General features: G+C 57.1%; 19 protein-coding genes and 1 pseudogene. 15 read left to right on the top strand and 5 right to left on the bottom strand.

Translation table 11 applies throughout. The features are described 5' to 3' along the window. The first annotated feature begins 47 nt into the window (after nucleotides 1-47). Together L362_RS14755 and L362_RS14760 are read left to right on the top strand one after the other, a co-directional pair. The gene (locus L362_RS14755) at nucleotides 48-1088 is read left to right on the top strand and encodes an NADP-dependent oxidoreductase (RefSeq protein ID WP_023344239.1); all 1041 of its coding nucleotides are present in this window, start codon (nucleotides 48-50) and stop codon (nucleotides 1086-1088) included. Nucleotides 1089-1343: 255 nt separating this feature from the next. Further along, on the top strand, nucleotides 1344-2012 hold the full coding sequence (locus L362_RS14760) for a GntR family transcriptional regulator (RefSeq protein ID WP_023344238.1): 669 nt from the start codon (nucleotides 1344-1346) through the stop codon (nucleotides 2010-2012). 119 nt (nucleotides 2013-2131) lie between these two features. On the opposite strand, the gene pqqU is transcribed toward L362_RS14760, so the two are convergent. Next, nucleotides 2132-4246 carry a TonB-dependent receptor PqqU gene (pqqU, locus tag L362_RS14765; RefSeq protein ID WP_023344237.1) on the bottom strand — a complete coding sequence of 705 codons (2115 nt, stop codon included), beginning with the start codon at nucleotides 4244-4246 and terminating at the stop codon, nucleotides 2132-2134. 241 nt (nucleotides 4247-4487) lie between these two features. On the opposite strand from pqqU, the gene L362_RS14770 reads away from it, so the two are divergent. Continuing rightward, a complete protein-coding gene (locus tag L362_RS14770) occupies nucleotides 4488-5549 on the top strand; it encodes a 7-bladed beta-propeller protein YncE (protein ID WP_023292302.1) in 1062 nt (353 codons plus the stop codon). Between the two features lie 92 nt (nucleotides 5550-5641). Here L362_RS14770 and ansP read toward each other — a convergent pair whose 3' ends face one another. Together ansP and L362_RS14780 are read right to left on the bottom strand one after the other, a co-directional pair. Then, nucleotides 5642-7138, bottom strand: coding sequence for an L-asparagine permease (ansP, locus tag L362_RS14775; protein ID WP_023344236.1), 1497 nt, complete (start codon nucleotides 7136-7138; stop codon nucleotides 5642-5644). Nucleotides 7139-7442: 304 nt separating this feature from the next. Beyond that, nucleotides 7443-8357, bottom strand: a complete 915-nt coding sequence (locus L362_RS14780; RefSeq protein WP_008501773.1) for a LysR family transcriptional regulator — start codon at nucleotides 8355-8357, stop codon at nucleotides 7443-7445. Nucleotides 8358-8465: 108 nt separating this feature from the next. Here L362_RS14780 and L362_RS14785 point away from each other — a divergent pair, with 108 nt between their 5' ends. Beyond that, the gene (locus tag L362_RS14785) at nucleotides 8466-8864 is read left to right on the top strand and encodes a (R)-mandelonitrile lyase (RefSeq protein WP_021240234.1); all 399 of its coding nucleotides are present in this window, start codon (nucleotides 8466-8468) and stop codon (nucleotides 8862-8864) included. Here the strand turns inward: L362_RS14785 and L362_RS14790 are convergent. Then, a complete protein-coding gene (locus L362_RS14790; protein ID WP_023344235.1) occupies nucleotides 8861-10396 on the bottom strand; it encodes a methyl-accepting chemotaxis protein in 1536 nt (511 codons plus the stop codon). The two genes, L362_RS14785 and L362_RS14790, sit on opposite strands and share 4 nt — an antisense overlap. A 341-nt stretch (nucleotides 10397-10737) precedes the next feature. On the opposite strand from L362_RS14790, the gene L362_RS14795 reads away from it, so the two are divergent. The 11 genes and pseudogenes from L362_RS14795 to L362_RS14850 all read left to right on the top strand — a co-directional run bounded on the left by L362_RS14795 (nucleotide 10738) and on the right by L362_RS14850 (nucleotide 21009). Then, nucleotides 10738-11277 (top strand): AAA family ATPase, encoded by a 540-nt coding sequence (locus tag L362_RS14795; RefSeq protein ID WP_023344234.1) that lies wholly within the window; start codon nucleotides 10738-10740, stop codon nucleotides 11275-11277. Nucleotides 11278-11387: 110 nt separating this feature from the next. Then, complete coding sequence (locus tag L362_RS14800; RefSeq protein ID WP_023344233.1) at nucleotides 11388-12389, top strand: LLM class flavin-dependent oxidoreductase; 1002 nt, start codon at nucleotides 11388-11390, stop codon at nucleotides 12387-12389. Continuing rightward, nucleotides 12386-13507 (top strand): amidohydrolase, encoded by a 1122-nt coding sequence (locus tag L362_RS14805; protein ID WP_021240231.1) that lies wholly within the window; start codon nucleotides 12386-12388, stop codon nucleotides 13505-13507. Before L362_RS14800 ends, L362_RS14805 begins: the two co-directional genes overlap by 4 nt. Nucleotides 13508-13523: 16 nt before the next feature. Further along, nucleotides 13524-15787, top strand: a pseudogene (locus tag L362_RS24885) (NtaA/DmoA family FMN-dependent monooxygenase). A 9-nt stretch (nucleotides 15788-15796) separates the two neighbouring features. Continuing rightward, nucleotides 15797-16306 (top strand): GNAT family N-acetyltransferase, encoded by a 510-nt coding sequence (locus tag L362_RS14820; RefSeq protein WP_023344231.1) that lies wholly within the window; start codon nucleotides 15797-15799, stop codon nucleotides 16304-16306. Between the two features lie 9 nt (nucleotides 16307-16315). After that, on the top strand, nucleotides 16316-17242 hold the full coding sequence (locus L362_RS14825; RefSeq protein WP_008501764.1) for an amino acid ABC transporter permease: 927 nt from the start codon (nucleotides 16316-16318) through the stop codon (nucleotides 17240-17242). Beyond that, nucleotides 17226-17999 carry an amino acid ABC transporter ATP-binding protein gene (locus L362_RS14830; RefSeq protein ID WP_023344230.1) on the top strand — a complete coding sequence of 258 codons (774 nt, stop codon included), beginning with the start codon at nucleotides 17226-17228 and terminating at the stop codon, nucleotides 17997-17999. The genes L362_RS14825 and L362_RS14830 overlap by 17 nt, the downstream gene beginning before the upstream one ends. Nucleotides 18000-18008: 9 nt before the next feature. Then, nucleotides 18009-18896, top strand: a complete 888-nt coding sequence (locus tag L362_RS14835) for an ABC transporter substrate-binding protein (protein WP_023344229.1) — start codon at nucleotides 18009-18011, stop codon at nucleotides 18894-18896. A gap of 41 nt (nucleotides 18897-18937) precedes the next feature. Then, nucleotides 18938-19555 carry a glutathione S-transferase family protein gene (locus tag L362_RS14840; RefSeq protein WP_023344228.1) on the top strand — a complete coding sequence of 206 codons (618 nt, stop codon included), beginning with the start codon at nucleotides 18938-18940 and terminating at the stop codon, nucleotides 19553-19555. Nucleotides 19556-19592: 37 nt separating this feature from the next. Continuing rightward, entirely contained in the window at nucleotides 19593-19823 is a 231-nt protein-coding gene (gene pptA, locus L362_RS14845; protein ID WP_008501760.1) for a tautomerase PptA, read from the top strand. Between the two features lie 184 nt (nucleotides 19824-20007). After that, nucleotides 20008-21009 carry a Kdo(2)-lipid IV(A) acyltransferase gene (locus L362_RS14850; protein WP_023344227.1) on the top strand — a complete coding sequence of 334 codons (1002 nt, stop codon included), beginning with the start codon at nucleotides 20008-20010 and terminating at the stop codon, nucleotides 21007-21009. 44 nt (nucleotides 21010-21053) lie between these two features. Here L362_RS14850 and L362_RS14855 read toward each other — a convergent pair whose 3' ends face one another. After that, a complete protein-coding gene (locus L362_RS14855) occupies nucleotides 21054-22739 on the bottom strand; it encodes an NAD-dependent malic enzyme (RefSeq protein ID WP_023344226.1) in 1686 nt (561 codons plus the stop codon). Nucleotides 22740-22848 lie beyond the last annotated feature (109 nt).

The raw sequence follows: 22848 nt of genomic DNA, 5'->3' as shown, positions 1-22848 counted from the left end.
GAACGTGAGCCAGGCTGTAATGACATTTGTACCAGAAGGAGATCCTGATGAATCACTCTGTTTCGCATAACCGCCGCTGGGTGCTGGCCTCTCGTCCACAGGGCGCACCGGTCGCGGAAAATTTTCGTCTGGAAACGCAGCCTGTTCCGGAGCCGGGTGCGGGGCAGCTTCTGCTTCGTACCGTCTGGCTGTCGCTGGATCCTTATATGCGGGGTCGCATGAGCGACGCGCCATCCTATTCACCGCCGGTTGAGCTCGGTGCGGTGATGGTGGGGGGAACGGTCAGCCGCGTTGAGCAGTCAAACCATCCCGATTTTAAAGCCGGTGAATGGGTGCTGGGCTACAGCGGCTGGCAGGAGTATGAACTTTCGGACGGCAGCGGCCTGGTGAAGCTGGGCGAAAATCCGTCTCATCCTTCCTGGTCGCTGGGCGTAATGGGTATGCCGGGCTTTACCGCTTATATGGGGCTGCTGGATATCGGTCAACCGAAAGCGGGTGAAACGCTGGTGGTGGCGGCGGCGACCGGCCCGGTTGGCGCGACGGTTGGGCAGATCGGCAAAATCAAAGGTTGCCGGGTGGTCGGCGTCGCCGGTGGCGCAGAGAAATGCCGCCATGCCGTTGAGGTGCTCGGGTTTGACGAGTGTCTGGATCACCACGCCGCGGATTTTGCCGACCAGCTCAAGCAGGCCTGCCCGAACGGCATTGATGTCTACTATGAAAACGTTGGCGGGAAAGTGTTTGACGCCGTGCTGCCCCTGCTGAACACCTCCGCGCGCGTGCCGGTGTGTGGCCTGGTGAGCGGCTACAACGCGACGGGCTTGCCTGACGGGCCGGACCGCCTGCCGCTTCTGATGGCGACCCTTCTCAAGAAACGCATTCGGATGCAGGGCTTTATCATCGGCCAGGACTATGGACATCGCATCCATGAGTTCCAGGAAGAGATGGGGCGCTGGGTGCAGGAGGGAAAAATCCACTATCGCGAACAGGTCACGGACGGGCTGGAAAACGCCCCCGAGGCGCTCATTGGCCTGCTGGAAGGACGAAACTTCGGCAAAGTCGTGATTCGCGTCGCGAGTGACAATAAATAAAGCGCAATATGGCGGGGTTTCCCGCCATATTTATTTGTGAAGATACGATATATTGTCTTTAATTACTGGACATGACTTTTCGCGCCATCATCCCCGATGAGCCCGAAAACGATAAAAAAAATGACGTTTACTTTTTTTGCTGTTTTTTGTACTTCCCACCACCAGGCATGACGATACAGGATATATCGTACCGGCGCCGTTTTATTAAAACTGGCGTTTAAAAATAGCATTAAGTTTTAGCTACAGGAATTCCACATGCTTGATTTGGATCACTTAGAAAAAGCCCAAAGGGTTAGCCTTACCATGCAGGTTGAACACAGTTTGAAAGGGGCGTTAATTACAGGCTCTCTCAAACCAGGAGCACGACTGATTACGAAAGAGATTGCTGATAAATTAGGCACCAGTATTACGCCGGTCCGCGAAGCGCTGTTGCGCCTGGTCTCCTCAGGCGCGCTTCACGCCACGCCCGCACAGGCATTTCTGGTCCCTGAAGTGACGCTGGAGCGTTATAACGAGATTAACGCCATCAGAAAACAGCTTGAGCCAATGGCGGTTGCCGCAGCATGCCAGAATATGTCAGACGGCAAGCTGGAGGCGTTGCGCAAAATGTCAGAGGCCTTCCATGAGGCCATGCGCAATGGAAACGTTCAGCAGGCATTGCATGCGAATCGTATCTTCAGGTTTACGCTTTATCAGTATGCGGAAATGCCTACGCTTAATGCCTTAATTGAACAGCTATGGGTCCGCATCGGGCCCTGCATGAACTACCTGCATCACGAACTTAACGACATCAAAACGGCAACGTATCACTATGACGAGCTTCTTTCGGCCCTTGAGCGGAGAGATGTTGATGCGAGCCAGAAGGCGATTGATAAGTTGATTGATGAAGCAGATTCTCTTTTACAGCGACAATATTTTAACTGAGAGATTATTTATTAGAGCGACTATATACCGCCGCTAATTATTTATCTGGTGAATAACTCCTGATGGCTTAATGCCATCAGGAGGGTTATTTCATTTATAAAATAAACTTTTCTTTTTGCTTACTCGAAGCGATAAGAGACCGACAGCCCGACGCCATAGTTTCGGCCCGGTGCAGGCTCGTAATAACGACCGTTGGACTCGTTGACAATTACCGAGCCCGCGTACTCTTTGTCGAACAGGTTATCGACGCGGCCAAAGACGTCCATTCCCCAGTTGCCGTAGTTAAATTTATACCCGGTATTCAGCCCGACTACCGTATAGGACGGCGCTTTCGCGGTGTTTTCGTCGTCGGCCATGATATCGCTCATGTAGCGCACGTCTGTCCCCGCATACCAGCCTTCCTCCGGCTGCCAGCCAAACGAGGCGAAGCCCATGTTGCGCGCAATCCCCGGCATACGGTTACCGTTACAGTCTGCGTCGCTGCAGACGTTAGTCCGGTAGGTGGCATCCAGGTACGTCCAGGCCATCTTCAGCTTCCAGTTCTCCGCGAACTGCTGATCCAGGGAAATTTCGACACCCTGACGACGGGTTTTCCCGGCATTTTTATAGGTTGTACGGCCGCCGGAACTGGAGTCCACCACGATCTCGTCATCCGTATCGGTGCGGAACAACGCCGCCGTCAGCAGGCCGTTGCCGATTCGGGTTTTGCTGCCCACTTCATACGTATTATTCGTGGACGGCTTCAGGCCAATATTCAGACCGCCCTGGTTATCGGCGCGATAGGAGAGCTCGTTGATGGTTGGCGTTTCAAAGCCACGCCCTGCGGCAGCGTAGAGGTTCCACGCATCCGTCACCGCATACTTCACGGCGCCCGCCGGGAGCCACTTGTGGTAGCTCGCGTCACCGCTGTCATCGCCGTTGCCCGGCGTAACGTAGTGGTCGTTGGAATCAAACCAGACCGAACTGTAGCGGACACCCGCGTCGACAGAGAGTTTCTGCGTCAGCTGCCAGCTCGTTTGCAGATAAGGATCGACGTTCCACATCAGGTTGCGTTCGTCACGACGTTTATCGCCTTTGACGCCGTAGTCCGGCACGTCGTTGCGCATCACGAAGTTCTCGTATCCGCGACGGTCTTCGCTCATGTTTTCGTAGTTCAGACCGGTGGTGAAGGTCACCGGAACCAGCAGCTCGCCGCGGTGTGTCCAGCGGGTATCCACGCCCTGATAGTGGCGCTGCATATCAATCACCCCGCCGGAGTGAGTGGCTTTTAGCTGCGGCTGATACGGAATCGACTGGTACTGCGTCATTTCACGCTCGCCGGCGTACATCATCACGCTCAGGTCGTCCTGAGCGCTGAGCTGGCGATCGTAGCGCAGGCCGGCCTGGGTCTGCTTGATGGTCTTACGGGTGTTGTACTGATCGCCGCGCGGCGACTGACGCGGGTTGTCCCGCCACTCCTGGTAATTCAATCCACCCGGATCGTTGGCCTTCATGTCCACGCTGTTGAAAATCAGCGTCAGCTTGCTGGCGTCGTCAATGCGTACACCCAGTTTGGCGTTAGCGAGATTTTTCCGCGCGCCGCTGTGGTCGCGGTAGCCTTTGGTGGTGAAGCGGGTGGTGGAGACGGTGTAATCCACGTCCCCGGCGTGGGTGCCGTCACCCATCGCGCCGGTGGCTTTCATGCCATAGCGCCAGGTCCCGTAACTGCCGTAATAGCTGCTGGCTTCAATGGTCGGCGGCTGCTGCCCGGTCTGGGTGTTGATGTTGATTACGCCGCCAGAGGCGTTGCCGTACAGGGCAGAGAAGGGACCGCGCAGCACTTCAACGCTCTCCACGCTGGAAAGGTCGATGTTGGAGGTCTGACCCTGTCCGTCCGGCATGGTGGCTGGAATACCATCGACGTACATACGGATACCGCGCACCCCGAAGGTTGAGCGGGCGCCAAATCCGCGCATCGAAAGCTGGAGATCCTGGGCGTAGTTTTGACGGTTCTGAATTTGCAGCCCGGGTACGCTGCCAAGGGATTCAGACAGGTTAATGCGGGGCGCGGCCTGGCGCATATCGTCGCCATTGACGACGCTGACCGCGGCCGGAGTATCGAGCTCCGATACGGTTTGCGGCGTGGCGCTGACGATCATGGTCTGTTCCTCTGCGCTCACGGCGGTGAGCGGCGCAAAAATAACAGGAACCAGCAGCAGCGGGAGAGAAGCCTTACGGGCAGAAATGATTTTCATGAATAAAACCGGTTGTGGTGTATAAACGAACCAAATGGAACATGTCCATATATGTTAAAGGTTTTGTAAAAGTTTTGAAAACTATAACCGCACATTGCGTTAATGGAAGGCGAAGCGGGAAAGAAAAACTCCACATTTAACACATTAATGATTACTATTCTCATTATCAAAAGACAATGCCATGACGTTGTCTGCCGGAAGTGATGTCAGCCCAACCCCACTTTTCAGAAAAGGAATTGATATGTCTTTACGTCAACTGTGCTCGCCGCGTTTGAGCCTGTCGCTGCTGTCTGCCACTTTACTGCTTGCCGGGACGTTCCAGGTGCATGCCGCCGAAGAGGTACTGCGTAAAGCGGTGGGCAAAGGGGCGTATGAAATGGCCGTGAGCCAGCAGGAGAATGCGCTGTGGGTGGCGACCTCGCAAAGCCGTAAAACCGACAAGGGCGGGGTTGTCTACCGTCTTGATCCGGTCACGCTGGACGTGACGCAGGCAATCCATAGCGATCTGAAACCCTTTGGTGCCACCTTTGACAAGGCGACTCAAACGCTGTGGTTCGGCAATACGATCAACGGCGCGGTAACCGCGATTGATGCAAAAACGGGTGACGTAAAAGGGCGACTGGTGCTGGACGGGCGTCAGCGCAGCGAAACCGTCAAACCGCTGCAGCCGCGCCAGCTGGTGGCAGATGACGCGAGCAACACGATTTACATTACCGGTGTCGGTAAAGAGAGCGTGATTTGGGTCGTGGATGGCGCCACGCTGAAGCTGAAAGAAACCATTGCCAATACGGGCACCTACAGCACCGGCCTGGCGCTGGATGCGCAGGCGAAACGTCTGTACACCACGAATGCGGACGGCGAACTGGTGACGATTGATACGGCCAGCAATAAAATTATTGCCCGTAAAAAGGTGCAGGATGACGGTAAAGAGCACTTCTACCTGAACCTGAGCCTCGACACTGCCGGTCAGCGCGCGTTCCTGACCGATTCAAAACAGCCGGAAGTGCTGGTGGTGAGCCTGAAAGACGGTAGCGTGATCGAGAAAATCGCCGCGCCGGCATCTCTGGCGGTCCTGTTTAACCCGACCCGCAATGAAGCCTACGTGACGCACCGTGAAGCCGGCAAGGTGAGCGTGATTGACGCGAAATCGTATAAGGTCACTAAAACCTTCGACACGCCGGTCTACCCGAACAGCCTGGCGCTCTCTGCGGATGGCAAAACCCTGTACGTGACGGTGAAACAGAAATCCACCCGCCAGCAGGAAGCCACCCAGCCTGACGATGTGATGCGTATCGCGCTGTAAGATGGGATTGCCCGGTGGCGCTGCCGCTTACCGGGCCTACAAAACCATGAAATGCAGGCCGGGTAAGGCGAAGCCGCCACCCGGCTTTTTTATTAACGCGAGGTTTCTTCTACCAGCGGGGCGTCGTGTTTTTCATCGTCAGGATGAACCGGCGCGGTGCTGTGAATTTCATGAACGCGTTTACGCACGCCGAACCAGCCCGCAATCAGCAGCACGGCCAGCAGCGGAATGGTCGCGATGGTGTAGGTGCCGTTCGGGTAGTCGAAGGCCATCAGCACCAGCACGCTGAACAGGAAGAGCAGGGTGAGCCAGGAGGTCACCGGCGCGCCAGGCAGCTTAAAGCTGACGTCAGCAGCTTTGCCTTCTTTAATCGCTTTGCGCAGACGCATCTGGCAGACCACGATAAAGCCCCAGGACGCGATAATCCCCAGTGCCGCCACGTTCAGAACGATTTCGAATACCTGAGACGGCACCAGATAGTTCAGGAACACGCCGAAGACATAGACCACCAGCGTCGCCAGAATACCGGCGTACGGCACGTGCTGCTTGCTCATCTTGGACATGAACTTCGGCGCAGAACCGCCCATCGACATGGAGCGCAGGATACGACCGGTCGAGTAGAGGCCGGAGTTCAGGCTGGAGAGCGCTGCGGTCAGGACCACGATGTTCATGATGCTGCCCACGTACGGCACGCCCAGCTTCGAGAAGAAGGTGACGAATGGACTCTGGCCCGCCTGATAGGCGTTCCACGGCAGCAGCAGCACCAGCAGCACCACGGAGCCGACGTAGAACAGACCGATACGCCAGATCACGCTGTTGATGGCTTTTGGTACCATCGTCTGCGGATCTTTACATTCACCTGCTGCGGTGCCCACCAGCTCGATGGAGGCGAAGGCGAACACGACGCCCTGAACCAGCACCAGCGCAGGCAGCAGACCGTGCGGGAAGAATCCGCCGTTATCGGTTATCAGGTGGAAGCCGGTGGCATTGCCATCCAGCGGCCTACCGCTGCCGAGGAAGACGGTACCCACGACCAGGAACACCACGATGGCCAGCACTTTAACCAGCGCAAACCAGAACTCCATCTCCGCGAACCACTTCACGCCGATCATGTTCATGGTGCCGACAATCGCCAGCGCGCCAAGCGCAAAGACCCACTGCGGCACATCGCCAAACGCGCCCCAGTAGTGCATATACAGCGCAACGGCGGTGATGTCGACGATACCGGTCATCGCCCAGTTGACGAAGTACATCCAGCCCGCCACGTAAGCGGCTTTTTCACCGAGGAATTCACGGGCGTAAGAGACGAAGCTGCCGCTGGAAGGGCGATGCAGTACCAGCTCGCCCAGCGCGCGGAGAATGAAGAAAGAGAAGATCCCGCACACCAGATAGACCAGGGCGAGAGCCGGGCCAGCCATCTGCAGACGTGCACCCGCACCTAAAAACAGACCCGTTCCGATAGCGCCGCCGATGGCGATCATTTGAACCTGACGGTTGCCCATCGCTTTGTGGTAGCCCTCTTCGTGGGAGTTCAACCAGCGACGTTTAGCAGCGTGATGATCGGCTGCGCTTTTATTGCTTGTTTTCATTGAGTTACCTGTTTGCCTGTCTGAACCATTATCGTGATAGTCCTGCCTGGCAGAGCGCAATACAAACGATTGCTTCTGCGCAAACACATGTCGCCTTCCCAGTCATTCTGCGTATGGATAAGGCGAAACATGGCGAGGCATCCTACCTGCAATTCATAAGCGACGCAAAATATAACCGTGCCGAAAGTGATGCACGTCGAAGGAAATCGTGTGGTCAGAGCAGACGGGGATCACAACACGCTGAAACGTGATGAGTTTTTAGTCAAAACAATGGTGGGGTTGATTATTTAATCATCAGATTCTCTTAATTATTACCAGATGGTATAAATTTTTGCTGCTGCAGGGCATCGAGAAGTAACCTGAACGCGGTTGTGTGCTGCCGACGGCTCGGATAATAGAGGTGGTATCCTTCAAACGTGGGGCACCACGATTCAAGGACCCTGACCAGCCGTCCCTGATTCAGAGCGTCCAGAACCGAGGACTCGGGCACGTAGGCTAATCCGAGACCATTCTCCGCGGCGTCGATGCGCTGCGACAGGTTATTGAGCGTAAGCTGTCCGTCAACCCGCACGCGAAGCTCGCGCCCGTCGCGCTCAAATTCCCAGTCATACAATCCCCCTCGGGTGGGCAGGCGGAGATTGATACAGCGGTGTTCACCCAGCTGCTCCGGCACGAGCGGCACACCAAAACGAGCCAGGTAATCCGGGGAGCCGACAACCGCCATGCGCATGTCCGGCGCAATCCGCACCGCAATCATGTCTTTTGCCACCTGTTCACCCAGGCGAACCCCCGCGTCGAAGCGGCCATCGACGATATCTGTCAGGCCATTGTCGACCGTCACTTCGACGTTAATGTCAGGATACTGCAGCATAAAAGCCTTCAGTACCGGCCAGAGCACGGCGTCCATCGCGTGCTCGCCGGCGACGATGCGGATAGCGCCTGCGGGTTTGTCGCGGCTGCTGCGAAGCGCCGTGAGTTCCTGTTCGATCTCCAGCAGATGCGGGCTGAGGCGCGAAAAAAGCTGCTCACCCGCGGGTGTCGGAACCACGCTGCGGGTTGTGCGGGTTAACAGGCGAACGTCTAATCGCGCTTCAAGCTTGCGCATCGCATGGCTCAGTGCCGATTGAGAGACGCCCAGCTGCGCCGCTGCGCGCGTAAAGCTGCGCTCGCGGGCCACCACCATAAAGGAGAGCAGATCGTTGAAATTATCTTTTAGCATCGCGGTTCTATTTATGAGTTTCAGTCATGTGTCCAATCTGATTATGCACCCTAATGCTGCGGAGTGCTTTGCGCTACTGTTAACGCAACAGTCAACGAGGAGCATAAGATGAAAATTATCCGCAGCGGTTCATTACCTTCAGTACGAGGACCGGAAGCCTGGTTTACCGGGGCTGTTCGCATTGACGCGCCCTTTCAGGCGACCGAACCTGCCAGCGTCGGCGGGGCAACCGTAACCTTTGAGCCGGGCGCGCGCACGGCCTGGCATACGCATCCCCTGGGACAAACGCTGATTGTGACGCAGGGTCGCGGCTGGTTACAGGCGTGGGGCGAAGAGGCGGAAATCCTGAATCAGGGCGATATCGCCTGGATCCCACCCGGCGTGAAGCACTGGCACGGCGCAAGTGCGCAAACGGCGATGACACATCTTGCCATCGCCGAAGCGGTAAACGGCAGCCCGGTAACGTGGCTGGAAAAAGTGACCGACGAGCAGTACCCGAACGGCTAACCGCCAAAAACGGCAATCGCCTGCTGCAGGCGCGTCGTCCGCTGCGTCAGGTGATTCGCGGCGTGAGTGACGTTATCCACCATCCCCGTATTGCTCTGGGTCATTGCGCCGATACGGGAGAGGGAGGCGTTGATGAGCGTCAGCGCCTGGGTTTGCTCCTGCGTAGCGTGGCCGATCTCCTTAATCAGGGAGGAGACCCGCAGCACGTTGTCGATCATAACCGTCAGCTGTGATTCGGTTTGTCCCACCTTCTCCACGCCAGCGTTGACGCTGGCAACGTTTTTCTCGATCAGCGCTTTGATCTCTTTCGCCGCCGTCGCGGAGTGCTGCGCAAGATTGCGCACCTCAGCCGCGACCACGGCAAAGCCGCGGCCGGCTTCACCCGCGCGCGCCGCTTCCACGGCGGCATTCAGCGCAAGAATATTGGTCTGGAAGGCAATACGATCGATAACGCTGATAATATCGACGATCTGGCCGTTATCCTGCGAAACGGACTGCATCATACCGATGGTCTCTTTCATCATCGCTTCACCGCAGTGGGCGCTGTCGCGGGTGCGATCCGCCATCTGAATCGCCTCGTTCGCGGTTTCGGCCGTCTGCTTCACGGCGCTGGCGATCTCTTCCACCGCAGATGCGGTTTGCTGCAAGAAATCTGCGGTTTCCTCAGAGCGCGCCTGCAGCGCCGCGCCTTCTTTCGCGACCTGCTGGCTGATGGTGCCAATACCGCTGATTTGTGCCCCGACATCATCAACCAGCGAGTTCAGGTTTAAACCAGACTGATTCACCAGGCGCATCATCAGCCCGATATCATCGATCCTGTCAAAATGGTAATAGTCCGTTTTACGTCCTGAAACCACGCGCTGCATCTGTTGAACAATGGATTTTACCGGCCGGGCGATCTGCGCATGGAGATAACAGGACAGCGCAGAAAAAAGCAGCACCAGAGTGGCGGCCTGAACGAGACGATCGCGGAATAAATACATCGCCAGGCAGGAAAGTAACGCTGTCGCAGTAATACCAAGCTGAATTCGTTTTCCGGTACTGAGACATTTAAAGAGCGACAAAAAGGAAAATATACCGCGCCGAACGAACAGTCCTTTATAAAAACGATGATGTTTTAATTCATTATTACGTACTTTTGCATACAGATTTTCACTGGCCGCGATCTCTTCCCGTGAGGGGATATTGCGCACCGAAATATAGCCGGTCAGGGATTCCCCCTGCCAGACCGGCGTCACGTTGGCCCGCACCCAGTAGTGATCGCCATTATGACGACGGTTCTTCACCAGACCTGTCCAGGTCTCGCCCTGCTGGAGGGTAAACCACATGTCGCCAAACGCTTCGGCAGGCATGTCGGGATGGCGGATGAGGTTATGCGGCTCCCCCAGAAGATGCTCTTCTTTATATCCGCTGGCTTCTATAAAAGCGGAGTTAGCATAGGTAATATGACTTTTTATATCGGTAGTGGACATTAACGTCGAACCGGCGTTAAGCAAATACTCGTTTTGTGTAACGGGGGTGTTACGCCTCATGAGTAACTCCATGATGTTGTGCAAGAATAAAAAATCCGGAAAGCGCTCCGGCAAGATAAGTATGATTATTTTAATAACGGCCTGGATATATTCTCGCTGAAATTGAGACTCTCCGAAATACCCGGTATTCATTATTTTTAATCTGTTAATGTTGTCGAATGTAATAAAATTGAAAATATTTTACTGGGTGTTATTTTGAATCGACTTAAATAAATGACATAAGCCAAACTGCAAGAGGGAGATCGTCTCTCAGGAAAAATTGTCATGCTGAAATAGCGTTTCGTTAACAGGATGAAAACGCTATCATTTGGTCACATTTTCGTAAATACAGGGAGGCTGAGGTGAAAATTAACGTCATCGGTACCAGCGGGAGCGGAAAAAGCACGCTGGCGAAGCAGATTGCGACCGCGCTGTCTATTCCCTGTATCGAGATGGACAGACTCTACTGGCGCTCTGACTGGCAGGGAACGCCGGATGACGAGTTTCAGGCAAAGCTGGCGCAGGCGCTACAGGCTTCGTCAGACTGGGTGCTCGACGGTAACTACAACCGCACGCGACCGGTGAAATGGCGCAATGTCGATGTGGTGGTCTGGGTGGATTACGGGTTTACCCGCACCCTCTGGCAGGCCGTCACCCGAGCAATAAAACGAGCCTGGCATAAACACGAGCTTTGGCCGGGAACGGGAAACAAAGAGAGTTTCCGACGCGCGTTCTTCAGCAGAGAATCCATTATCATCTGGACGATGAAAACCTGGCGTAACAACCGCACGCGCTATGAAGCCGACCTGCAAAACCCGCAATATAGCCATATTCGCTTCGTCCGCATTACCCGTCGGGAGCAGGTGGAAACGCTGATTGCCTCCTTAAAATCTTATTCTTAGCAGGGTTTTATATATCTGTTTTCCGGCAAACTAAATGTAAATTAATTGTTTCTCAGAGGTGAAATGCGCCTTTAATAATGTCGACATGTTAAGTCAAACGAGAACGCAACATGTCATGGCGAATCAGCATTCTGGATAAAAGCCCCATCGCTGAAAACGAAACGGCTGCCGATGCACTGGCGCGTACCCTGGCGCTGGCGCAGCAGGCAGAAAATCTGGGCTATCACCGCTTCTGGATTGCCGAACACCACAACACCCCACAGCTTGCCAGCCCTTCGCCGGAGCTGCTGATTGCCTGGATCCTCGGGCAAACCACGCGCATTCGCGTCGGGTCAGGCGGCGTAATGCTTCAGCACTACAGCCCCTATAAAGTGGCCGAGAACTTCAACGTGCTGGCCGCGCTGGCGCCTGGCCGCGTCGATCTCGGCGTCGGGAAAGCCCCCGGTGGATTACCGCTCTCAACCCGCGCGCTGCAGCAGGGCCTGAATCAACAGGAAAAGGGCAGCTTCGCCGAACAATTGGCCCAGCTCGACCGCTGGATCCGTCCTGAGCATCACGCTATTGAAGAGGCCGTCCGCGCCACGCCGCTGCCGCCGTTGCCTGCTGAGGGTTTCCTGCTGGGCGCGAGTACCGACAGCGCGCTGCTGGCCGCCAGGCTCGACTGGCACTTTGTGTTTGCCGCACACCTGAACGGTGACCCGGACCTGCTGCGCGAGGTGGTATCGACCTGGCGTGAGAACAGCGCGCGGGACGTAATAGTGGCGGTGCAGGCGATTGTCGCGCCGACGCAGGCCGAGGCAGACGCGCTGGCGCAGAAGGTCGAAGTGTGGGGCGTTGAGCTGGCAAACGGGCAGCGTGTCACCGTGGCCAGCGAAGAGCAGGCCTACGCGTTTGCGCGCCAGGCGGGCAGTGAGCCGGTGCGCATTGCACGTCGCGCGCAGTCGCTGCTGGCGGGCACGGCTGAGTCGGTAGTGGAACAGCTCAACGCGCTGCACCAGCAGTGGGGCATTGACGAATTTATCATCGACACGCCGGTGGCGGAGGGGGCTACGCGCGTCGCGTCGCTGCGTCTGCTTGCCGGGGCGCGTCTTAACAAGGAGGTCACCGTATGAGTTTTGGCGAACAACTGATTGCCTGGCGCCGCGAACTGCACCAGAACCCGGAGCTGTCCGGCCAGGAGGTCGAAACCACCGCGCGCCTGCGCCAGTGGCTGACGAATGCCGGGATCGCCCCGCAGCCTTACGATCTGTCGACCGGGCTGGTGGCGGAAATCGGGACGGGCAGCAGGCTGGTTGCGCTGCGTGCCGACATTGACGCGCTGCCGATCGAGGAGCGCAGCGGCGTACCGTTTAGCTCACAGCATGCCGGGGTGATGCACGCCTGCGGACACGATATTCACACCAGCGTCATCCTCGGCGCCGCGTTAAAGCTGAAAGAGCGGGAGGCCTCGCTTAACGGCCGGGTGCGCATCCTGTTTCAGCCTGCTGAAGAGAACTTTGGCGGTGCGAAGAGCATGGTGCGGGCCGGTGCGCTGCGCGATGTCAGCGCGATTTTCGGTATGCACAACGAGCCTGGCCTGCCGGTCGGTGAGTTCGCCACCCGCGGCGGGCCGTTCTACGCCAACGTCGACCGCTTCGTGATCCGCATTACCGGTAAAGGCGCGCACGCCGCACGTCCTCATGAAGGCAACGACGCCATCGTGCTGGCAAGCCAGCTGGTAACGGCGCTGCAAAGCGTCGCCAGCCGCAACGTCAACACGCTGGATTCGGTGGTGCTGAGCGTGACACGTATTGCGGGCGGCAACACCTGGAACGTGCTGCCGGAAAGCGTCGAGCTGGAAGGCACGTTGCGAACCCATCGCACGGAAGTACAGCAGAATGTGAAAGCCCGCGTGGGCGAAATCGCCGCCGGTTTTGCCAGCGCCTTCAGCGCGCAGATTGATATCACCTGGTATGCCGGGCCTACCGCACTGGTGAATGACGAACGCTGGGCTGATTTTGCCACCTCGGTCGCGCGTGAGGCCGGATATGAAACCCGGCACGCGGAACTGCATATGGGCGGGGAAGATTTTGCGGTCTATTTGCAGTCTGTTCCCGGCGCGTTTGTCAGCATTGGCAGCAACAGTCCGTTTGGTTTACATCACCCGGCCTTTAATCCGGATGAAGCACTGATTGAGCCCGCCGCCCGCTATTTTGCACAGCTTGCGGAAAAAGCTCTGCAACACGTTTAATTCAGGAGAGGTAAAGATGTCTGCAACCCGACAACTGCGGCTGGGCACCATTCTGCATGGTGCATCCGGGAATATGTCCGCCTGGCGCCATCCTGCGGCGATCGCCGACGCCAGTATTAACTTTGACTTCGTGAAAGCGACGGCGTTAAAGGCCGAGGAAGGGAAGCTCGATTTTCTCTTCGTGGCCGATGGTCTCTATATCAACGAGAAATCGATCCCCCATTTTCTGAATCGGTTTGAACCGTTAACCGTGCTTTCCGCACTGGCCAGCATTACCTCGCGCCTGGGGCTGGTGGGAACCTTATCCACCTCCTACAGCGAGCCCTTTACCACGGCGCGCCAGTTCGCCAGCCTCGATCACCTGAGCAATGGCCGCGCGGGCTGGAACGTGGTGACCTCACCGCTGGAGGGGTCGGCGAAGAACTTTTCCCGCGAAAAACACCCCGAGCATGCGCTGCGCTACCGGATTGCCGATGAGTATCTCGACGTGGTGAAAGGGCTGTGGGATTCCTGGGAAGGGGACGCGTTTATTCGTAACAAAGAGAGCGGCCAGTTTTTTGACCCGGCGAAACTGCATACGCTCGATCACCACGGTGACTTCTTCCAGGTCGCCGGTCCGCTGAATATTGGCCGCACGCCGCAGGGTCGCCCGATTGTCTTTCAGGCCGGGGCGTCGGACGACGGGAAAAAGCTGGCGGCGAAACATGCCGACGCCATTTTCACCCACCACGAGACGCTCGATGAGGCAAAAGCCTTTTACCGCGACGTAAAACAGCAGCTGGAAACAAACGGCCGCCGCGCGTCGGATCTCCATATTTTCCAGGGCGTCAGCGTGATTGTGGGGAAAGATGCCGATGACGTGGAAAACCAGTACCAGACCACGGCGGCGCTGGTGTCGATTAATGACGCCCTCAATTACCTCGGGCGTTATTTTGAACATCACGACTTCAGCCAGTATCCGCTCGACGAGCCGTTCCCGGATATCGGCGACTTAGGCAAAAATAGCTTCCGCAGCACCACCGATGAAATCAAGCGTAACGCTCGCGAACGCAGCTTAACCCTGCGTCAGGTGGCGCTTGAGGCCGCTTCGCCGCGTCCGCGCTTTTCCGGCACGCCGGAGGAGGTGGCAGACGGTCTTCAGGCCTGGTTTGAAGGCTATGCCGCAGACGGCTTCATTATTCAGGGCGGCACGCCGGACACCTTCCCGCGCTTTGTTGACCAGGTGGTACCGATTCTTCAGTCTCGCGGGCTGTTCCGTACCGACTACCCGGGCACCACGCTGCGCGAAAGCCTTGGCTTAGACCAACCGAAAAACCAGTACACACAACAATAAAAGAGAACCCCGCTATGCAGAAATCATCGCTTGTTCTGGCGCTCGCGCTGGCCTTTACCCCTGCCGTCTGGGCAGAGAACGTCAACATTAACGGCACCGGCGTAAGCATCGAGGCCAATAAAACGCCGATTAACACCGCGAAAAATAGCGAGGCGGTGGCGCAGCTGCCGAAAGACTATCGCTTTGCCGTGCCGGGGAAATTTACCGTGGCGGTGGCGGGACTCAATCAGCCGCCGCTGACGGTCTTCTCCGACGACAACAAAACGCTGCTGGGAAGCGAAGTTGACGTCGCGCGTCTGGTCGCCGACAGCCTCGGGCTGGAGCTCAACGTGGTGCCCACCTCCTGGGAAGACTGGCCGCTGGGCGTCGCGTCCGGGAAATACGATGCCGCCATCAGCAACATCACCGTCACTAAAGAGCGCAAACAGAAGTTTGATTTCGCCACCTACCGTAAGGATTCCCTCGGTTTCTACGTGAAATCCACCAGCCCGATCAAATCGCTTCAGAAAGCGGAGGACATCGCCGGGCTGAAGATTATCGTGGGCTCCGGCACCAACCAGGAGGCCATCCTGCTGGCGTGGAATGCCGAAAACCTGAAGAAGGGACTGAAGCCCTTTACCCCGATCTACACCAAAGACGATGCGGCCCAAACCCTGGCGCTGCAGTCCGGGCGCGCGGATGCCTACTTTGGCCCGAACGTGATTGGCGCCTGGAAAGCGGCACTGAACGGGAAAACCAAACTGGTGGGCAGCGTCGACGGCGGCTGGCCGAAGGCGGCGCACATCGCGGTGACGCTGAAAAAAGGCAGCGGGCTGGTTGAGCCGGTGCAAACCGCGCTGAACGGCGTCATCAAAAACGGCGATTACGACAAAGTGCTGAACCGCTGGGGTGAAGGGGTTGAGCGCATTCCTCAGTCCGAAGTGAACCCGGCGGGCCTGGGCGATTAAGGAGGCGTGATGAGCGAACGATTTCGTGATGTTTCACCGGAAGATACCGAGCTTCAGCCCATTATCGAGGGGCTGTTCGGTGAATATGCGGCCCGCTACGGGGACTACTTTTCTAAAGACGCGGAAGTGGAGCTCACCGAGTGGTATTTAGCGCCGCAGGGGCTGTTTATCGTCCTGGAGCGCGACGGGAAGATTATCGCCACCGGCGCGTACAAACCGTTCGACGAACGCACCGCGGAAATCAAACGCATCTGGACGGACAAAACCCTGCGTCAGCAGGGGCTTGCCGGGCGCGTGGTGCAGGAGCTTGAGCGCAGGGCGGTGCTGGCAGGGTACAGTCAGATCTACCTGACAACCGGCTTTCGTCAGCCGGAAGCGGTGAGGCTCTATCTTAGCCAGGGCTATCAGCCGCAGTTCGATCTGAACCGCGATCCGGAAGAGTATAGCCAGCCGCCGTTTGACGGTCGGCTGCGTTTCACCAAAACGCTGGTACGTGAAGCGTTCAGCAAAACCGCATGAGGAACGACGATGAGCAACGTTGAAACCATTAAGGTGGTCCCGGCGCGTTATCCGCTGCGGGCCGTCGGCGCCGCGGTGGCGCTGTTTGTCCTGGCGGTCGTGATTCAGTCAGTCGCCTTTAACCCGCGCTGGGAGTGGGCGGTGTTCGCCCGCTGGTTCTTCGACCCGGTGATCCTCGAAGGCGTCGGGCAGACCCTGCTGCTGACGCTGATCGGCACCGTGCTGAGCGTGGTGTTTGGCGGCATGCTGGCGCTGGCGAGACTCTCGTCATCCTGGCTGCTGAGCAGCCTGGCGTGGGCGTACATCTGGCTGTTTCGGTCGCTGCCGCTGATCGTCGTGCTGATCATCCTGTACAACTTTTCCTATCTCTACGACACGCTCTCGCTCGGCGTGCCGTTCACCGGCATTACCTGGGGCAGCTTTGAAACCATCAACGTGCTGGGGCAGTTCTCTACCGCCGTGGTGGGGCTAACGCTGGTGCAGAGCGCCTATACCGCCGAGATCATTCGCGGTGGTTTCCTCGGGGTCGATCACGGGCAGTATGAGGCCGCCGCCGCGCTCGGCCTGCCGGCCTGGCGCCGCACGGTGCGCATCATTTTGCCTCAGGCGCTGCGCACCATCCTGCCGTCGGGGTTCAATGAAATCATCAGCCTCGCCAAGGGCACGGCGATGGTCTACGTCCTGGCGATGCCGGAGCTGTTCTATACCATTCAGATGATCTACAACCGCACGCAGGAGGTGATCCCGCTGCTGATGGTCGGTGCCGCCTGGTACCTGGCGATCACCACCGTCCTGTCCGCTATCCAGTACGGTGTTGAACGCGCACTCGCCCGCAGCGAACGCCGCTCTGCGGTTAATCAGAACCGTGCCGCCCGTCGCACCCGTTCCGTCACCACCACGCCAGCACAGGAGCCTATCCATGCAAGCCTCTCCTGAAGGACATATCTCGATTACCGGCGTCAGCAAATATTTTGGACGCCATAAGGCGCTCGACAACGTGTCGCTTGAGATCCCGCCCGGGTCCGTGACGGTCATTCTCGGGCCCTCAGGCTCCGGTAAATCGACGCTGCTGCGCACCATAAACCACCTGGAGCGCGTCGACGAAGGCTTTATTCAGATCGACGGGGACTACATTGGCTACCGTCGCCAGGGCGACAAGCTCTACGAGCTGAAGGAGAAAGAGATCCTCAAACAGCGCGTCAACGTGGGCTATGTGTTCCAGAACTTCAATCTCTTTCCCCATCTCACGGTGCTGGAAAACCTGATTGAGGCGCCCATCGCGCATAAAAAGCTCAGCAAAAAAGAGGCGGTGGAAACCGCGTACAGCCTGCTGGACGTGGTCGGGCTGCGGGATAAAGCCGACGCCTGGTCCCGCCATCTCTCCGGCGGCCAGCAGCAGCGCATTGCCATTGCCCGCGCGCTGACGTTACGTCCCCGCGTGATGCTGTTTGATGAACCCACCTCGGCGCTGGATCCAGAGTTGGTGGGAGAGGTGCTGGACGTGATCAAAAAACTGGCCCGGTCCGGCACCACACTGGTGGTAGTGACCCACGAGATCGGCTTTGCCCGCGAGGTGGCGGATCAGGTGGTGTTTATGGTCGACGGAAAAATCGTCGAGCAGGGCAGCAGTGACGAGGTATTAAACCGTCCGTCACATGCGCGAACGCGCCAGTTCCTGTCAAAAGTGCTGTAAGGAGCGCAGATGAAATATGGACTTCTGGCGGGGCTGGTCTTCACGACGGCGAGCCACGCCAGCATCGATCTGAAAGCCAACGAGCAGCCGCTGCCGGTGACGGTGGATCGGCAGGCCGTGGCGAAGATCCCCGCCGGCTATAAATTCGTTGAGCCAGGTACGCTGACGGTCGCCGTCTCGATGCTGAACTCCCCGCCGCTGGCGCTGCTGGCCAGCGATAACCGCACGCGGATCGGCAGCGACCCGGATATCGCCCGCCTGCTGGCGGGCAGCCTGGGGCTGAAGCTAAAGCTGGTGCCGACGGCGTGGGAAGACTGGCCGCTGGGGATCGCCTCCGGGCGCTACGACGTGGCGCTGGTGAACATTGCGGTGACCGAACAGCGTAAAGAGAAGTTTGATTTTGCGACCTACCGCGTCGATTCGCTGGCATTTTCGGTGAAATCCACCAGCGAGATTCAGTCAATCAAAAGCGCGGAAGATCTGGCCGGGAAAAAGGTGATTGTCGGCTCGGGTACCAATCAGGAGCGCATCCTGCTGGGCTGGAACGAAGAGAATAAAAAGGCGGGACGGGCGCCTGCGCTGCCGGTCTATCTTCACGACGATGCCTCGGGCAATCTCTATATCCAGTCCGGCAGGGCGGATGTGTTCTTCGGCCCCCAGTCGGTTTCAGCTTACAAAGCGGCGCTCACCGGCAAAACCCGCGTGGTCGGTTTAGGGCCGAAGAAAGCTTATGTCGCCACCACGACCAAAAAAGGCAATCAACTGGTTTATGCCCTGCAGGCCGCGCTGAACGGTGCGATTGAGCGCGGAGAGTACCAGAAGGTGCTGGCGCGCTGGGGCGAGCAGGGCGAAGCGGTGACGCAATCGGAGGTCAACCCGCCTGGGATAACCTACTAATGGTGCTCTACACTTAGGATTTTCACTCCTGAGGGGGTAACATGATTAAACTTTATGGCGTACCCGGCTGGGGCTCGGCAATCAGTGAGGTGATGCTGACCCTGGCTGATATCCCTTATCAATTCATCAACGTGGACGGGTTTGACCAGCCCGGTCCGCAGCGTGAATTGCTGCACAAGCTCAATCCGCTGTGTCAGGTGCCGACGCTGGAGCTGGAAAATGGCGCCATCATGACCGAAACGGCGGCGATTGCCCTGATGGTGCTCGACAGATGTCCCGATCTTGCTCCACCCGTGGGGCAGGCAGAGCGTCAGCAGTTTCAGCGTTTGCTCATCTGGTTCGTAGCCAACGTCTATCCCACGTTTACCTATGCAGACTATCCCGAACGCTGGGTGCCGGATGCGCCGGAACAGCTGCAGAAAAACTGCATCGAATACCGGAAATCCCTCTATATGTGGTTCGAAAGCCAGCTTAAGGCTGCCCCGTTTGCGCTGGGGGAACGGCTGACGCTGCTGGATGTGTATATTGCGGTCGCGCGCACCTGGGGACCCCGTCACGCCTGGTTTGCCGAAAATACCCCTAAATTCACGGCGATTGCGGACGCCGTATGTCAGCGACCGGAACTGCACAAGGTGTTAAAGGCAAACAAAATTATCTGATAACGTGGAACCCACATTCACAACCGGAAGCCTGCACATGCCACACGTAGATATTAAATGTTTTCCCCGTGATTTAAACGACGAACAGAAAGCTGCCCTGGCGGCGGATATTGCCGACGTGATTATTCGCCATTTCAACAGCAAAGACAGTTCCGTGTCGGTGGCGCTGAAGCAGATCGCGCCTGAAGACTGGAAGGCGCAGGTCTGGGATACCGAAATTGGACCGAAGCTGGAGGAGCTTATTAAGAAGCCCGGGTATTCGATGTAAGATCTTCTGCCGGGGAGCGGATAAATCCTTCCCGGCTCGTCTTCCCTTTTTTCGCAAAAATCGATAAAAATGCGTTTTGTCTTATCCGCTACAATTAACGTTTGTGACTGGCATATTATTCATCCTTAGGAAAGATCTCCAACAGAATCAATTAAGGACAGACACGTTAAAGGATAATTTTCTGATGACAAAATTACCCCGTTTTTCATTCGCCTTTCTTCATCCCCGTTACTGGCTAAGCTGGGCCGGCATTGCGGCTCTGTGGCTCATCATGCTGCTCCCTTATCCGCTTCTGTTCAGAATCGGTCATGGCCTGGGTCGACTGGCGATGCGCTTACTGCCTCGCCGCGTCGAGATTGCCCGCCGCAACCTGGAGCTTTGTTTCCCGGAGATGAAAAAGGATGAACGCGAGTCATTGCTGCAGCGTAATTTTGAATCGGTAGGAATGGGGGTAATCGAAACCGGAATGGCATGGTTCTGGCCTGCGTGGCGGGTAAAGAAATGCTTTACCGTGCAGGGTTATGAGCATATGGAAAAGGCGAGGGCGCAGGGAAAAGGCGTGGTGCTGGTAGGGATACATTTTCTGACCCTTGAGCTGGGCGCGCGGATATTTGGCATGCTTAACCCCGGTATCGGGGTCTATCGTCCTAATAACAATGCTCTGCTGGACTGGCTTCAGACGCGAGGGCGCCTGCGCGCCAACAAAACCATGCTCGATCGCCATGATTTAAAGGGCATGATCCGCGCGCTGAAGCAGAATGAAATTTTGTGGTACGCCCCGGATCACGACTATGGCAAAACCAACAGCGTGTTTGTGCCGTTCTTTGCGGTGCCGGATGCCGCGACGACGGCGGGCAGCTATATGCTGGTCAAAAGCGCTAACCCTGCCGTTATCCCCTTTGTGCCGCGCCGCAGGGCGGATGGCACCGGTTACGAGCTGATTATTCTGGAGGATATCAGCGAGGCGCTGCAGGGCGGCGATAAAGAAGCCGTGGCGACGCAGATGAACAGGGCAATTGAGCAGGCCGTACGCATGGCCCCAGAGCAGTATATGTGGCTGCACCGTCGCTTCAAAACCCGTCCTGAAGGGGTACCTGACCGGTATGCCCGTCTGAAACAGGCGGCAACTCGGGGTGAAAGTCTCACCGCCAGCGATTTTTCTGACCGTTCAGGCATACAGCACTGACACCACAGCGATGCCCTCACCCTGCGGTGAGGGCATGACCGACGCTACAGCGCGGATCGGCGGTACGGCGCATAGTCCGCCTGCCACCAGGTTTTCTCGATACGCGCCATCAGGGTTTCATCATCTAATGCTGGCGCCACGCCTTGTTCAATGGCGGCCCGGGCGACGGCAACGGCAATCTGGCGTGAGACCGTTTCAATCTGATCTACCGGCGGCAGCAATCCTCCTCTTTCCGTGGTCACGAGCGGAGACTGCGTGGCCAGGCTGCGGCTTGCTGCCATCAGCATCTCTTCCGTCACCCGGCGCGCGTTACAGGCCAGCACGCCCAGCCCCAGGCCCGGGAAGATATAGGCGTTGTTGCACTGGGCAATCTCATAGTGCGCATTCTCCCAGAATACCGGGGCGAACGGACTGCCGGTGGCCACCAGCGCGGCACCCTGGGTCCAGGCGATAAGGTCCTGCGGCTGGGCTTCCGCCCGCGACGTTGGGTTCGAGAGCGGCATGATGATTGGGCGCGGACAGTGGCGATGCATCTCTTTGACGATCTCTTCACTGAACAGCCCCGGCTGGCCTGAAACGCCGATCATCACCGTGGGATGTGCGTTTTTCACCACGTCCAGCAGGGAAATATTTTGCGAGTCTACCTGCCAGCGACTAACGGCGTCGCGCGCGGTGAGCAGGTTTTTCTGGAAATCGAGCAGGTTAGTCATGTCGTCGGTTAGCAGGCCGAAGCGATCGACCATAAAGATCCGGCTGCGGGCTTCCGACTCGCTCAGGCCGTCACCGACCATCAGCGCGACAATTTTTTCAGCAATCCCGCATCCGGCAGAGCCGCTGCCCAGGAACACCACGCGCTGATCGCGAATGCGCGTCCCCGCCGCGTGGGCCGCCGCGATCAGCGTACCGGCGGTGACGGCTGCCGTGCCCTGGATATCATCATTGAAGCAGCACAGCTGGTCGCGGTAGCGCTGCAGAAGTCGGGTGGCGTTTTTCTGCGCAAAGTCTTCAAACTGCAGGAGGACGTTGGGCCAGCGCGCCTTAACCGTGCTGATAAACATATCCATAAATTCAGCGTACTGGTCGTCGCTGATGCGCGGGTGACGCCAGCCCATGTACATCGGGTCGTCGAGGTGTTGCTGATTATTGGTGCCGACATCCAGCATAATCGGCAGGGTGGAGGCCGGATGGATCCCTCCGCAGGCGGTATAGAGCGACAGCTTGCCAATCGGAATGCCCATACCGCCGATACCCTGATCGCCGAGGCCTAAAATGCGTTCTCCGTCCGTTACCACAATCACCCGAATGTCGTTGCGCGAGAAACTTTGCAGCATCTCATCAATGCGGTGGCGGTTAGGCCATGAAATAAACAAGCCGCGCGCGCGGCGATAAATCGTGGAGAAATGCTCGCAGGCTTCACCTACCGTCGGGGTATAGATAATCGGTAACGTCTCTTTCAGATGCGAACGCAAGAGGTTGTAAAAGAGGGTTTCATTGGTGTCCTGAATATTGCGCAAATAAACATGGCGGGAAATATCGCTTTTAAAATGGCAGAACTGCACCCAGGCACGCTCCGTTTGCTCCTCAATGGTTTCAACGTTATGCGGCAATAACCCATGCAGATTAAAATTATCCCGCTCTTCCTTAATAAAGGCGAGGCCTTTATTTAATAACGGATTTTCCAGCAGTACGGCGCCATTATAAGGCGTGTACAGAACGTCTTTACGAGACATGGTTAACTCCTGAATATTTAAACGAAACAGAAATAAGACGAGCAGAAACAGTGACTTTAAGGATGATAAAGACACGGAGTTTTCTGTGTTTTGTTGGGGGGCTAATTTA

It is taken from the genome of Enterobacter sp. MGH 16 (assembly GCF_000493175.1).
In the GTDB taxonomy this organism is placed as follows: Bacteria; Pseudomonadota; Gammaproteobacteria; order Enterobacterales; family Enterobacteriaceae; genus Enterobacter; species Enterobacter roggenkampii.
The sequence above is the reverse complement of the archived record's forward strand: the minus strand, read 5'-3'. Positions and strand labels throughout refer to the sequence as shown.